Origin of the sequence: Microbacterium sp. CBA3102 (assembly GCF_007954505.1) — a bacterium.
GTDB classification, from domain to species: domain Bacteria; phylum Actinomycetota; class Actinomycetes; order Actinomycetales; family Microbacteriaceae; genus Microbacterium; species Microbacterium aurugineum.
Genome location: NZ_CP042412.1, coordinates 2,681,838 through 2,694,538, shown reverse-complemented (window position 1 = coordinate 2,694,538; position 12,701 = coordinate 2,681,838). Strand labels below are relative to the sequence as shown.

Genomic DNA, 12,701 nt, shown 5'->3' with positions numbered 1-12,701 from the left:
CCCACGATGGACTCCGCGACGAGGAGGGGCTCTAGATCGAGGTCTCGTCGCGGCCCATAAGAAGAAGGAGCACGGTCCGCATGACGTCAGATTACCACCGCTCGGCCGTGCTCCGATCCGCCATGACACTCTGTTGAGCACCGAACGACCGAGAGGCACCGCATGACCGTCGCACACCCCCGCTTCGCCACCCGCGCGGTCCATGCGGCGCGCGACCGGGAGACCGCCGCATCGCGCGCGACACCGATCTACCTGACGGCGGGCTTCGAGTTCGACGACTTCGATCACGCGGCCGACCACTTCCGCACCGGAGCGGGCTTCGGCTACACCCGCACCGGGAACCCGACCGTCCGCGCCGTGGAACGCCAGCTCGCCGCGCTGGAGTCGGGCGCGGACGCCGTGCTCGTCGCCAGCGGCCAGGCGGCGGTCGCCACAGCCCTGCTCACCGTCGCGGCCGCCGGCGACCACATCGTGTCGTCCACGCACATCTACGAGGGCACCCGGGGCCTGCTCCTCGACAACCTCGCGCGGCTCGACATCGAGACGACGTTCATCGACGACATCGCCGACCCGGACGCCTGGCGGAGCGCGATCCGCCCGAACACCCGCGCGCTGTTCGCCGAATCGATCGCGAACGCCCGCAACGACGTGCTCGACATCCGCGCCGTCAGCACCGTCGGGGAAGAGTTCGCGATCCCGCTGATCGTCGACAACACCCTCGCGACACCGGCGATTCTGCGCCCTCTGGAACACGGCGCCGCGATCGTGGTCCACTCGGCGTCGAAGTTCCTCGCCGGGCATGGTTCCGTGCTGGGTGGCGTGATCGTCGACGACGGACGCTTCGACGCCGAAGGCGCAGGCCACAACGCGCCCCATCTCGTGCTCCCGGGCCGCGGCGACGCGCCCAGCGTCTTCGCGCGCCACGGAGGCCGCGCTCGCATCGCCTATGCCCGGGAGTCGGTGGCTCCGCGATTCGGCGCCTCGCCCTCCCCGTTCAATGCGTTCCTGATCGGCCAGGGCGTGGAAACACTCGGACTGCGCGTGGAGCGGCAATCCCGCAGCGCCCTGCAGATCGCCCGCTGGCTCGAAGAGCATCCGGAGGTGGAAAGCGTCGACTACGTCGGCCTGCCGTCGCACCCTGACCACGCGACCGCGAACCGGTACCTGGAAGGCGGATTCGGCTCGGTGTTCACGTTCACGCTCCGGGGCGGCCTCCCGGCAGCACGACGATTCGTCGAGCAGGTGCAGGTGTTCACGCACATGACGCACCTCGGCGATGTGCGATCCCTGGTCCTGCACCCCGGGACGACGAGCCATGCTCAGCGCACCGAGCAGGAGCGCGAGGGGCTCGGCGTGCGTGCGGGCACGCTCCGGCTCTCGGTGGGCATCGAGGACCTCGACGACCTCCTCTCGGATCTGGCACAGGTGCTCGAGGGCGTGCGGGAGACGGTGGCATGAGCCGCCTTCAGCACTTCGGCTGGTTCCTCGCCCGCGGCTTCGGGCCGCAGGGCTGGGGGTACCCGTCCCTCGACTGGGATTACGACTGGACGCGTCCCGAGGTCTATCAGGAGGCGGCACGGACGCTCGAGCAGGCGGGGTTCGACCTGGTCATCATCGAGGACGCGCCGTCGCTGGGTTCGCCCTCGACGATCGACCTGCGCGTGCGCCACGCGTTCGGCGGGCCGAAGCACGATCCGCTGCTGTTGGCCCCCTACCTCTTCCAGGCGACGAGGCATCTCGGTGTGGTGCCGACCGTGAACCCTGCGGCGCACCTCCCCTATACAGCGGCGCGCCAGTTCGCGACCCTGCAGCACGCGAGCGGACATCGGCTGGGACTCAACGTGGTCACCGACACCGGCAGCGCGCGTCACTTCTCCGACGCCCCGCAGCTCGGCCACGACGAGGCGTACGACCGCGCCGAGGAATGGCTCGCCGGGATCCGTGCCCTGTGGCACAGCTGGGAGGACGGCGCCCTCATCGCCGATCGCGCGACCGACGTGTTCGCCGACGGCTCGCGGCTGCGCGCTGTCGAGCACCGTGGCGAGCACTTCGCCTTCGACGGCCCGCTCAACGCCCTCCCCTTCACCGACGGCGACCCTGCGATCGTCTCCCCCGGAGGTTCCGGTCGCGGGCTCGGGTTCGCGGGCGCGAACTCCGATGTGCAACTCGCCCTCGCACCGCTGAACGAGAAGTCGGTGCGCGACTACCGCTCCCGGGTGCACGCGGCTGCCGTCGCCGAAGGACGACGCCCCGAGGACGTCAAGGTCCTGTTCGCCATCCAACCCGTGATCACGCCGTCGCGCGAAGAGGCGGATCGCGTCGTGGCGGCCTCCGCGCACCCCGACGACGGAGCACTCCTGCAGATCGCCCGCAAGCAGTCCAGCGATCTCGAGACCGATCTGACCTCCCTCGATCTCGACGAACCCCTGCCTCCCTCGCTCTTCGGCTCCCACGTCTCGCGCGGCAGCATTCAGCGTCTGATCGGCGACCGTGGAGAGGACGCCCCGTTGCGCGCGCACCTGACGGCGCTCGCCCGGACCGGACGGATCAGCGATCGGACGGGCTTCGTCGGAACCGCGGACGAGTTCGCCGACCTGATCGAAGAGCTCGGCGAATGGGGCAACGACGGCGTGCTGCTGTGGGGAGACTTCCATCCGGTCACGCTGCATCGCACGCTCGACGAGCTCGTGCCGATCCTGCGCCGTCGCGGCATCCTCCGCCGGGAGTACTCGCACGGCGGCCTGCAGGCGAACCTGCACGCGTTCTGACCGGCCGTCAGGCGACCGTCACCAGCCCAGCGAGCCCGGCCCGCCTTTGAAGGGACCGACGACGGACGAGGTGACCCACCCGCCGTAGTACCCGCCGGGTTGCGGTACCACGACCTCGCCGCCGACCGTGCACTCGTCCATCGGTGCGGCGTAGACGGCGACCCGATCGGTCAGCATCTCGAAGCCCGGAGAGGGATGCGGGTAGTTCCAGGCCGCCCCCTGGCGCAGGGTGTCTCCGCTGCGCACGTCGAAGTAACGGGCGGCCCCCTTGAACTCGCAGAACGACGAGCCCGAGGCCTCGACCAGTGCGCCGGGGACGAAGTCGGCCATCGGAAGGTAATACACCGGAGGGTGACTCGTCTCCAGCACACGCACGGCATCGCGGGTGTCAGCGATCAGGTTCCCCGCAAGGCGGATGGTGATGCGCTCGCCGACGGGCTCGACGCGCGGCGGCCTCGGGTAGTCCCAGACGGACTCCTGACCGGCGGCGGGGATTTCGGGGCGAGGTCTGCGCATCTGTTCACTGTACGTCTCTCGGTGTTGACTGGTGCCATGACCGCCCTCCCGATGTTCCCGCTCGGCTCGGTGCTGTTCCCGTACACCCCGCTTCCGCTCCGCGTGTTCGAGCCGCGCTATCTCACCTTGATCGGGCGGCTTCTGGACGAGGATGACCCGCGATTCGGTGTCGTTCTCATCGAACGCGGCCAGGAGGTCGGTGGGGGCGACCAGCGCCGTCGCATCGGGACGACCGCGCGGCTGGTCAGCATCTCCACCGGCGCTGACGCGCTGGTCGCCGTCGCCGTCGGCACCGAACGGTTCTCGGTCGACGAGTGGCTGGCTGACGAGCCATATCCCCGAGCCGAGGTCACGCCGCTGCCGGAGCTCGACTGGAACGACCAGCTCACCCCGATGCGCACGGAGGCCGAGGCCATCGTGCGGCGCACCCTCGCGCGCGCCCCCGAGGCCCCGTGGGATTCCGGCACGGAGCTCTCGGACGATCCGATCGCCGCGGCATGGCAGCTCGCGGCGATCGCACCTCTCGGCGAGTACGACAGATACGCCCTCTTGCAGTCCGCCACAGTCGGGTCGCTGCTCCGTCAGATCATCGACCTCACGCTCGAGGCCGAGCTTCTGTGGTCAGACGAGTGAGACGTCGGCGACGCTGAGGGAGCTCACTCCGCCGGCGTCGCGACCCTCGCCGCTCGCTTCTCCCGCGAGGAGGCGATCAGGCTCGCGATCGTCGCGATGGTCATCGACGCCAGGATCACCCCGAGCGAGACCATGTTGCTGATGTCGGGCACCCATTCGACGTGCTCGCCGCCGTTGATGAACGGCAGCTCGTTGACGTGCAGGGCGTGGAGGATCAGCTTGACACCGATGAAGCCCAGGATGACGGCGATGCCGTAGTGCAGGTAGCGGAGACGGTCGAGCAGGTCGCCGAGCAGGAAGTAGAGCTGACGAAGACCCATGAGCGCGAAGATGTTGGCCGCGAAGACGAGGAATCCGTTGGTAGTGATCTCGAAGATCGCGGGGATGGAGTCGATCGCGAAGATCAGGTCCGTCACTCCGATGGTGATGAAGACGATGATCATCGGGGTCCACATGCGCTTGCCGTCCACCGTGGTGCGGATCTTGGACCCGTCGTACGTCTCGCTGATGTCGATCCGACGCCGCAGCAGACGGACGACGAAGTTCTCGCGCTGCACCTCACCCTCGTGGTCTCCGTCCGGCATGGCCTGACGGATCGCCGTCCAGATGAGGAACGCTCCGAAGAGGTAGAAGATCGGCGAGAAGTTCTCGACGATCGCGACGCCCGCGAGGATGAACAGTCCACGCAGGATGAGGGCGATGATGATGCCGACCATCAGCACCTGCTGCTGGAGACGTCGCGGCACCGCGAACTGAGCCATGATCAGCACGAACACGAACAGGTTGTCGATCGACAGGCTGTATTCCAGTGCCCAGCCGGTGATGAAGTCACCCGCATTCTGCCAGCCGCCGACGTTGCCGAGGAGCACGGCGAAGAGGAGCGCGAGGCCGACGTAGAACACCACCCAGAGGGTGGACTCCTTCGTGGAAGGGATGTGCGGCCGCAGCCGGATGAGCAGCAGATCGGCGATCAGGATGATGGTGAGGACGACCATCGACGTGATCTCGAACCAGACGGGGATTTCCAACGGCGCACTGCACCTTTCGCGAAGGGTCGGGAATGACTCGAAAGTCTCTCCCCCGCACAGTGGTGCGTCGCGCGCCCGGAGCAACGATGACGGTGCTCGTGATGACGTTACGCGCGGATCCGGGATACTCCCTCTCGCTCGGGCAATGCTACCGGAGTGCTGGGAGCGTGGGGAACCGCCCACGCGGCGGACATCGACGGAACAGGATCTGAGACGATGAGGACTCCGTCGACACTTCCCGGGTGAGAGACACCGAACGGAATCAGGATGCCCGTGCAGACGAGTGATCAGAAATGGGCGGCCCAGGCCGCGGCAGGCGAGGAGAGCGCCTTCCGCGAGCTGTACCGCGCGCATGTCCGGCCGGTCTACTGGATCGCCCGAGGGATACTCGCATCGGCCGCCGATGCGGAGGATGTCACGCAGGAGACGTTCGTCGTCGCCTGGCGGAAGCTCCCCGCCCTCGACCTCCAGGGCGAATCGATCCTGCCGTGGTTGGCGACGATCTGCCGGTTCCAGGCCGCGAACCGGCTCCGCCAGCAGCGACGTGATCAGGCGCACACCGCCGAAGCCGTGGATGCGACGCTGTTGCCGGACACGATCAGCGTGGAGGAGCAGGTCATCACGTCTGAGCTCGCCGCACGGATCGCCGCCGAGGTGGGCACCCTGAACGAGCTCGACCGGGAGATCTTCCGACTCTGCGCGTCTGAGGGCTACGCCTACCAGGCGGCCGCCGAAGAGTTGGGCATCACCCACGCCGTCGTCCGAAACCGTCTCTCCCGAGTGCGCACCCGACTGCGCGGTACCGTCCAGGAAGCGAGAGACGCATGAACGATCAGAACCCCCACGGCGAGTTGCCGGTCGTGTCGGACGAGACCATCGCCCGCATCGAGGAGTCGGTGTTCGCCGAGATCGCCGCCGAGCGTGCGCCGGTGAACCTGGCTTCGGCCCGCGCACGCACGCGACGACGGCGCTGGCTGACAGGCGGTGGCATCGCCGCAGCCTTCGTCATCGGCGTGCTCGTGACTCCCCCGATCCTCGGCGCGGTCGGCGGCTCCACTACGGTCACCGCGGGCGGGTGGAGCATGTCCGGGGATGCCGCCACCGACGCTTCCTCCTCCTCGCCCGACCGCATGGCCGAGAGTGTTCCGGAGATGCTCGCCGAAGGGACCACTGATGCGGGCGGTGCCGTCGAAGGTGCCGTCGATGGCGCTGTCGACAGCGATCGGGAGATCATCGCCACCGCACAGGCCACGGTTCAGGTGCCGAGGATTCCCGAAGCCGCGACGACCATCGCCGCACTCGCCGCCGACCACGGCGGATACGTGGAGAGCACGGAGATCGGCAAGGCGGCCGCGATGGACGGCACCTCCGAGCCGGCGCCGACCGACTCCGCGTACGGGTGGATCAGCATCCGCGTGCCGTCCGATGACCTGCCCGAGGTGATCGCCGCGCTCGGCGACGTCGGGGACGTCCTCTCCTCATCGACGTCGAAGCAGGATGTGACCTCGATCTCCATCGATCTGCAGGCGCGGATCGACTCGACCAGAGCATCGGTCGATCGTCTCACCGAGTTGATGTCGCAGTCGGGCAGCGTGTCCGAGTTGATCGAGGCGGAAGTCGCGCTGACCGATCGGCAAGCGCAGCTCGAGTCGTACGAACAGCAGCTCGAGGCACTGCAGGACCAGGTGGCGATGTCATCCCTGCAGGTGCAGCTGACCCGGGAGAACTCTCCCACCACTGCTGACCCCGCCGGATTCAGCGACGGCCTCCTCGCCGGATGGAACGGCCTCGTGGTCTCGCTGAACGCGCTCGTGGTCGCGGTCGGATTCATCCTCCCGTGGCTGGCGATCGCCGGAGTCGTCATCCTGATCGTGTGGCTGGTCCGCCGGTCACGCCGGGCCCGTCGCGCCGCGCACGCGTCAACCGGAGACCGTACGGGCACCGAAGAAGCCTGATTTTCCGGGGTATACAAGAAGGCTTGTGCGTCTGCACGGGCGAGATTAGCGTCTTCTCCCGTGGAAGACATCTCCGTGATCACCGCCGTGCACCATCCGTTGCGTCGCCGCATCTACGACTACCTCCTCCTGTACGGGACGTCTCAGGTGACGACGCTCGCCCGCGCACTCGAGAGCCAGGTCGGCAGCATCAGCCACCACCTGCGCATGCTCGAGCGAGCAGGGGTCGTCGAGCGCGTTCCCGACCCGGACGGTGACAAGCGCACCAGCTGGTGGGCTGTCGCACGGAGAGGGTTGACCTGGTCGACCGACGACTACGCGGACTCCCCCTCCGACGCCCTTCTCGCCCGAGAGGCGCAACGCCAGGGCATCCGGATGCAGATCGAGCGACTCCAGCAGTGGCACAGGCACCGACACGATCCTGCCTACGTCGGGTATGACGGCTCCAACACCGAGACCACGACCTGGGCTTCTCCCGATGAGTTGCGAGATCTTTCCGCTCGACTCCTGGCGACGATCCGCGAGTGGCAGGACGGCATCGATCTCGCGGACGACCAGTCGCGCACGCCCATCTTCGTGTTCGCCCACGCCTTCCCGACGGTGCCGTGATGGCCACCCTCAGCGAGCCGACCGTGCTCCTCACTCCCCCGGAGTTCCGCCGCGATCACCGCGTGCACGCATGGATCGGCGTCAAGGCCCTCTCCGACGCGGGGGATGCACTCTGGACGATCGCACTCGCCTGGACAGCCGTGCAGATCGCGTCGCCGGCCGTCGCCGGCCTGATCGTCGCAGCCGGGACCATCCCCCGGGCGGCGATCCTGCTGTTCGGCGGCGTCATCGCCGACCGTGCCGATGCGCGGCGGATCATGCTCTTCTTCACCATCCTCCGCGTGGGCGTGCTCGTCACCGTGGCCGTGTGGGTCCTCACAACGCCCCCATCCGTGGCGATCCTGCTGTTCGCCGCGATCGCGTTCGGGGTGTGCGACGCGTTCTACGAGCCGTCGGCGGGCACCATCGCGCGACAGCTGGTCCGACCGACGGATCTACCGTCGTACGGGGCGGCCGCGCAGACCGCGTCGCGACTCGGCACCATGGGTGGCGCGGCGATCGGCGGGATCATCGTGGCGCACGCCGGCCTCGTCGGCAGCGCTTCGCTGAATGCGCTGACGTTCGCGCTCGTCGCCGCCTTCATCGCGATCTGGTTGCGACCGCGGTTCCGGCTCGCCCGGGCCGAGAAGGAGTCGGCGCTGCGCGGCATCGCGCGAGGATTCGCGCACCTCTCCGCGAATCCGACCACGCGCACCCTCGTGATCGCGCTGTCGGGTCTGAACCTCGCCGTGGGGCCCGCTGTCGGGATCGGCCTCGCGTTGCGCGCACACGCCGAAGGCTGGGGCGCGCAGGCGGTCGGCCTCTTCGAAGCCCTCCTCGGTCTGGGCGCGGCGATCGGGGCCGTCTCGGTCGCGAAGTGGCGACCCCGCCACGAAGCGCGCGGTGGCTTCTGGGCCCTGGTGGTCCAAGGGGCAGGGATCGTCGCGCTCGGGTTCGGGCCGGCGTGGACCGTGGCGACGGCCGCCTTCGTGATCGGAGCGACAGCCGGATACGCCTCGGTCTTGCTGAGCGCGACCTTCTCAGCCACCGTCGACACCGCCTATCTCGGCCGGATGGGGTCGCTGACCCGGTTGGGAGACGACTGCCTGATGCCTTTGGCGATGGCGGGGTTCGGCGCGCTCGCCTCACTCACGAGCCTGTGGGTGCCGTTCACCCTGTTCGGCGGCGCGATGATGGCGCTGATGATCCTGCCGCTGAGCAACAGGACCTTCCGCACGATGGCGCTTCGCTCGGCCCCGGCAGAATGACGGCCTCTGAAAAGCGAGAAAGCCTCCGGCGAACCGGAGGCTTTCTCGTGTTGTGTGACCCCAGCGGGATTCGAACCCGCGTTACCGCCGTGAGAGGGCAGCGTACTAGGCCGCTATACGATGGGGCCGTCTGGCGAAACGTTTCCGTCGCGCGACAACCGTTCAAGTATGCCACGGCGTTTCTCCGTCCGCAAAATCGAGGCCGCCTCCTCGTGACCCCCGGGCGTGGCGCGCGGAATCCGTTTGCCGTGGAGCAGACGAAGGAGTTGACTCATCTCATGCGCGTCACCAAGTTCGAACATGCTGCTCTCCGTCTCGATGCGAACGACAGGACCCTCCTGATCGATCCGGGGTCCTTCACGGCACCCGTGAACGATCTCAGCGATCTCGTCGGGATCGTGATCACGCACGAGCATCCCGACCACTGGACCCCTGAGCACTTCGACCGTCTGCTGCGCACGGCGCCCGGCACCCCGATCTTCGCGCCCGCCGGCGTCGCGCGCGCGGCAGAGGGCTACGACATCACCGTGGTCTCCCCAGGTGACACCGTCGAGGTCGGCGGTTTCACTCTGCGTTTCTTCGGCGGCATGCACGAGGTCATCCACTCATCTCTCCCCTCCGTGGAAAACGTCGGCGTCCTCGTCAACGACGAGCTCTACTACCCCGGCGACTCCTACGCTGTCCCCGAAGGCATCTCGGTGGGCACTCTCGCCGCGCCGCTCGGAGCGCCCTGGTTGAAGATCGGCGAAGCGATGGACTACGTGCTCGCCGTCGCGCCACGCCGCGCGTTCGGCACCCACGACATGACGCTGTCGGTCATCGGCAAGAACATGCACCGGCAGCGCCTGCAATGGGCCACCGAGCAGGGCGGCGGCGAGTTCTTCGTGCTGGAGCCCGGCGACACCCTCGACCTGTGACCGGCGCAGCACGCCGGCTCCTCCCCTCGCCGACCGCCCGCCTGCGCTTCCGCGAGATGAGGGAAGACGACCTCGATCAGATCGCCGAGATGCTCGGCGATCCGGAGGTCATGGCCTTCTACCCGGCCGTGAAGACGCGCGCGGAGAGCGCCGAATGGATCGCGCGGATGCAGGAGCGCTACCGGGAACACGGGCATGGGCTCTGGGTGATCGAGACGCACGACGGTGAGTTCATCGGGGACTGCGGTCTGACCTGGCAGTCCGCGAACGACGCTCCGGTGCTGGAGGTCGGCTATCACGTCCGTCGCGCGAGTCAGCGCCGGGGCTACGCGACGGAAGCCGCGAGGGCATGCGTCGAACTCGTCGCCCGCGAACTCGCCCCCACCCTGCTGACGGCGATCATCCACCCCGCCAACACCGCGTCGCGCGGGGTCGCCGAGAACCTCGGCATGACGCACATCGACGACGACCGCGCCCACCCGTGGATCGTACGTACGGTCATGGGCATGCAGGTCGCCCCGGCTTAGCCCTCGGCGGACGCGTCCTGTGCGGCGCGTACCCGGAGGTCGCGTTGCAGGTGATCCCGCTGCTCGACGACCAGGCGACGAAGTGCGGCCGGGGCGGCCTCGTTGTCCGCAAGCCAGGCGTCGACGGGGCCGAGGGTGTCGCCCGCAGGGAAGAACCCGAGGACCAGCCTTCGAGCGATCTCGATGCTGCGTCCGCTCCATGCCGCACCGATACGGCGGAAATACTCCTCATCGAAGCTCGCGATGAGGTCTCGGCGTCCCCCGGCGCGGAAGCCGTCGATCTCGGCATCCAAGTGGTCGTTGCTGAGCGATTCGTCATTCCACGCCGACTCCCACGCGCCGCGTCGCACGGCGGTTTCCGGGCGCGAGGCACGTGCGCGCCGCGCCGCCGTGCGCCCACTCCCCGTGTCGTCGCGTTCCTCCTCGGCCGCGATGTCTGCGAGGTCGGCATGCCCCGTCGCGACGAGTGCCGTGAGGAGCTGCCAGCGCAGGTCAGGATCGACGACGAGACCCTCGGGCACGTCCCCGTCGAGCAGTGCGCGCACCCGTTCGCTGTGCACATCGTCGAACGCGGAGGCCGTCGCCAGAGCCCGCGCCCACGAGAGCTGCGCGTCGCTCCCGACGTCCGCGGCCTGAAGCGCATTCCACACGGAGTCGGTCCAGGTGCGCTGCTCGTCGTCGCGCCGGGCGGGTGCGACGAAGTGCCGGATCGTGTGGACCGCATTGGCGAGGACGCCGGACAGGAGTCCGCTGTTCGACTCCGCCGGAGCATGCGTGCGCACGATCGCGAGGTAGCGCGTCGCGCTGAGCTCGCCGTCGCGGGTGGCGTTCCACAGCGACGACCACACCAGGGCGCGGGCCAGCGGGTCTTCGATCGACGAGAGGGACTCCTCGACGGTGCGCAGGGACGCCTCGTCCAGTCGCGCCTTCGCATAGGTGAGATCGTCGTCGTTGAGCAGCACCAGATCGGCGTCATCGAGCTCCACCTCGGTCCGTTCACCGAGCAGATCGAGTTCCTGCTGGTCCTTCCGGACGATGCGACCATCTTCGCGCCCGTAGAGCCCGATGCGGAGCCGGTGCGGGCGGGGATCCGTCTGCACGAGGAAACGGCGCTCGTCGTCGTCGCTCTCCAGCCGGATCGTCGACACGCCGGAGGTCTGCAGCCATGACGCTGACCAGTCGCTCATGTCACGTCCGGACACGGCACTGAGTTGCACGAGGAAGTCGTCCAGAGTCGTGTTCCCGAACGCGTTCGCCGCGAAGTAGCGACGGGCGCCCTCGAAGAACGCCTCGTCCCCGACGAACGCGACGAGCTGCTTCAGCACCGCAGCACCCTTGGCATAGGTGATGCCGTCGAAGTTGAGTTTCGCGGCTTCGAGATCGGTGATATCCGCCACGATCGGGTGCGTCGTCGGCAACTGATCCTGCTGGTAGGCCCACGCCTTGCGACTCGCGGCGAACTTGACCCACGCGTCATGGAAACGCGTCGCGACGGCGGACGCGTGTGCGCCCATGTAGTCGGCGAAGGACTCCTTGAGCCACAGATCGTCCCACCAGGTCATGGTCACGAGGTCGCCGAACCACATGTGGGCCATCTCGTGGAGGATCGTGTTGGCACGCGCGGCTCGCTGCGCCTCGGTGGCTGCCCCTCGGGACAGGTATGCCTCGGTGAAGGTGACGAGCCCCGGGTTCTCCATCGCTCCGAGGTTGTACTCGGGGACGAAGATCTGGTCGTACTTGCCCCAGGGATACGGGTAGGCGAACGCTTCCGCGAAGAAGTCCAGCCCCTGCCGGGTCACCTCGAGGATCTCCTCGGATTCGAGATACGGGGCCAGCGAGCGGCGGGCGAAGACTCCGAGGGCGACCTGTTCCTCGCCGCGCTGCCACTCGCCGTCCACCCGGGTATAGGGGCCGGCGGCGACCGAGGTGATGTAGCTCGAGATCGGGAGAGTCGGGGCGAACTCGACGCGCTGCACGCCGACGCCGAGGTCCGTGTGCGTCGGTGACTGGTTCGAGAGCACCTCCCACCCGGACGGCGCGTCGACCACGAAGATGTAGGACGCCTTCATGTCCGGCTGCTCGAAGCACGCCATGACCCGGCGCGAGTCGGCGGGCTCGTATTGCGTGTACAGATACGTCTCGTCGTCGGCGGGATCGTGGAAACGGTGCAGTCCTTCGCCCGAACGGCTGTAGGCGCCGACCGCTTCGACCCGGACGACGTTGAACGGGCCCAGCCCGACGAGGGAGATCCGTGCGCCGTCGTACACGACCTCCTGCTCGACACCGTTCAGGACGACGCGGGTGACGGCCTCACCGATGAAGTCGAGCCAGGTCGCTTCGGTGGACGCGTCGAATTCGAGCGTCGTCACCGTCGGGAACCCGGTGCGAGCCCGCTCGGGGGCGCCGGTCAGGTCGAGCTCGACGCGAATGCGGTGCACGGTGACCGCTGCGGATCGCGCTGCGGTCTCCTCGCGGGTGAGGTTGGCTGTATCCATGTATCC

General features: G+C 68.2%; 12 protein-coding genes and 1 tRNA gene. 9 read left to right on the top strand and 4 right to left on the bottom strand.

Annotation, left to right across the window (positions count from 1 at the left end; all coding sequences use genetic code 11):
• The first annotated feature begins 162 nt into the window (after nt 1-162).
• Both FGL91_RS12820 and FGL91_RS12815 read left to right on the top strand, forming a co-directional pair.
• Nucleotides 163-1,458, top strand: coding sequence for an O-acetylhomoserine aminocarboxypropyltransferase/cysteine synthase family protein (locus FGL91_RS12820; protein ID WP_153243989.1), 1,296 nt, complete (start codon nt 163-165; stop codon nt 1,456-1,458).
• A complete protein-coding gene (locus tag FGL91_RS12815; protein ID WP_153243988.1) occupies nt 1,455-2,768 on the top strand; it encodes an LLM class flavin-dependent oxidoreductase in 1,314 nt (437 codons plus the stop codon). The genes FGL91_RS12820 and FGL91_RS12815 overlap by 4 nt, the downstream gene beginning before the upstream one ends.
• 18 nt (nt 2,769-2,786) lie before the next feature.
• Here FGL91_RS12815 and FGL91_RS12810 read toward each other — a convergent pair whose 3' ends face one another.
• The gene (locus FGL91_RS12810) at nt 2,787-3,284 is read right to left on the bottom strand and encodes a DUF427 domain-containing protein (RefSeq protein WP_131490917.1); all 498 of its coding nucleotides are present in this window, start codon (nt 3,282-3,284) and stop codon (nt 2,787-2,789) included.
• Between the two features lie 36 nt (nt 3,285-3,320).
• On the opposite strand from FGL91_RS12810, the gene FGL91_RS12805 reads away from it, so the two are divergent.
• Nucleotides 3,321-3,917: an LON peptidase substrate-binding domain-containing protein gene (locus FGL91_RS12805; protein ID WP_153243987.1), complete on the top strand. Its 597-nt coding sequence runs from the start codon at nt 3,321-3,323 to the stop codon at nt 3,915-3,917.
• Between the two features lie 23 nt (nt 3,918-3,940).
• On the opposite strand, the gene FGL91_RS12800 is transcribed toward FGL91_RS12805, so the two are convergent.
• Entirely contained in the window at nt 3,941-4,945 is a 1,005-nt protein-coding gene (locus FGL91_RS12800; protein ID WP_153243986.1) for a TerC/Alx family metal homeostasis membrane protein, read from the bottom strand.
• Between the two features lie 267 nt (nt 4,946-5,212).
• Here FGL91_RS12800 and FGL91_RS12795 point away from each other — a divergent pair, with 267 nt between their 5' ends.
• Genes FGL91_RS12795 through FGL91_RS12780 form a run of 4 tightly spaced genes read left to right on the top strand, consistent with a single transcriptional unit; the run spans nt 5,213 to nt 8,756 of the window.
• The gene (locus FGL91_RS12795; RefSeq protein ID WP_153243985.1) at nt 5,213-5,773 is read left to right on the top strand and encodes an RNA polymerase sigma factor; all 561 of its coding nucleotides are present in this window, start codon (nt 5,213-5,215) and stop codon (nt 5,771-5,773) included.
• The gene (locus tag FGL91_RS12790) at nt 5,770-6,900 is read left to right on the top strand and encodes a DUF4349 domain-containing protein (RefSeq protein WP_153243984.1); all 1,131 of its coding nucleotides are present in this window, start codon (nt 5,770-5,772) and stop codon (nt 6,898-6,900) included. The genes FGL91_RS12795 and FGL91_RS12790 overlap by 4 nt, the downstream gene beginning before the upstream one ends.
• 60 nt (nt 6,901-6,960) lie before the next feature.
• Nucleotides 6,961-7,509, top strand: a complete 549-nt coding sequence (locus tag FGL91_RS12785) for a winged helix-turn-helix domain-containing protein (RefSeq protein ID WP_047523937.1) — start codon at nt 6,961-6,963, stop codon at nt 7,507-7,509.
• Nucleotides 7,509-8,756, top strand: a complete 1,248-nt coding sequence (locus FGL91_RS12780) for an MFS transporter (RefSeq protein WP_131490913.1) — start codon at nt 7,509-7,511, stop codon at nt 8,754-8,756. The genes FGL91_RS12785 and FGL91_RS12780 overlap by 1 nt, the downstream gene beginning before the upstream one ends.
• Nucleotides 8,757-8,811: 55 nt before the next feature.
• Here the strand turns inward: FGL91_RS12780 and FGL91_RS12775 are convergent.
• Nucleotides 8,812-8,884 (bottom strand) — tRNA-Glu (locus FGL91_RS12775).
• Nucleotides 8,885-9,034: 150 nt separating this feature from the next.
• Here FGL91_RS12775 and FGL91_RS12770 point away from each other — a divergent pair.
• A complete protein-coding gene (locus FGL91_RS12770; protein WP_153243983.1) occupies nt 9,035-9,673 on the top strand; it encodes an MBL fold metallo-hydrolase in 639 nt (212 codons plus the stop codon).
• Nucleotides 9,670-10,200, top strand: a complete 531-nt coding sequence (locus tag FGL91_RS12765; protein WP_227991616.1) for a GNAT family N-acetyltransferase — start codon at nt 9,670-9,672, stop codon at nt 10,198-10,200. The genes FGL91_RS12770 and FGL91_RS12765 overlap by 4 nt, the downstream gene beginning before the upstream one ends.
• On the opposite strand, the gene pepN is transcribed toward FGL91_RS12765, so the two are convergent.
• Entirely contained in the window at nt 10,197-12,695 is a 2,499-nt protein-coding gene (gene pepN, locus FGL91_RS12760) for an aminopeptidase N (RefSeq protein ID WP_153243982.1), read from the bottom strand. The genes FGL91_RS12765 and pepN overlap by 4 nt on opposite strands.
• Nucleotides 12,696-12,701 lie beyond the last annotated feature (6 nt).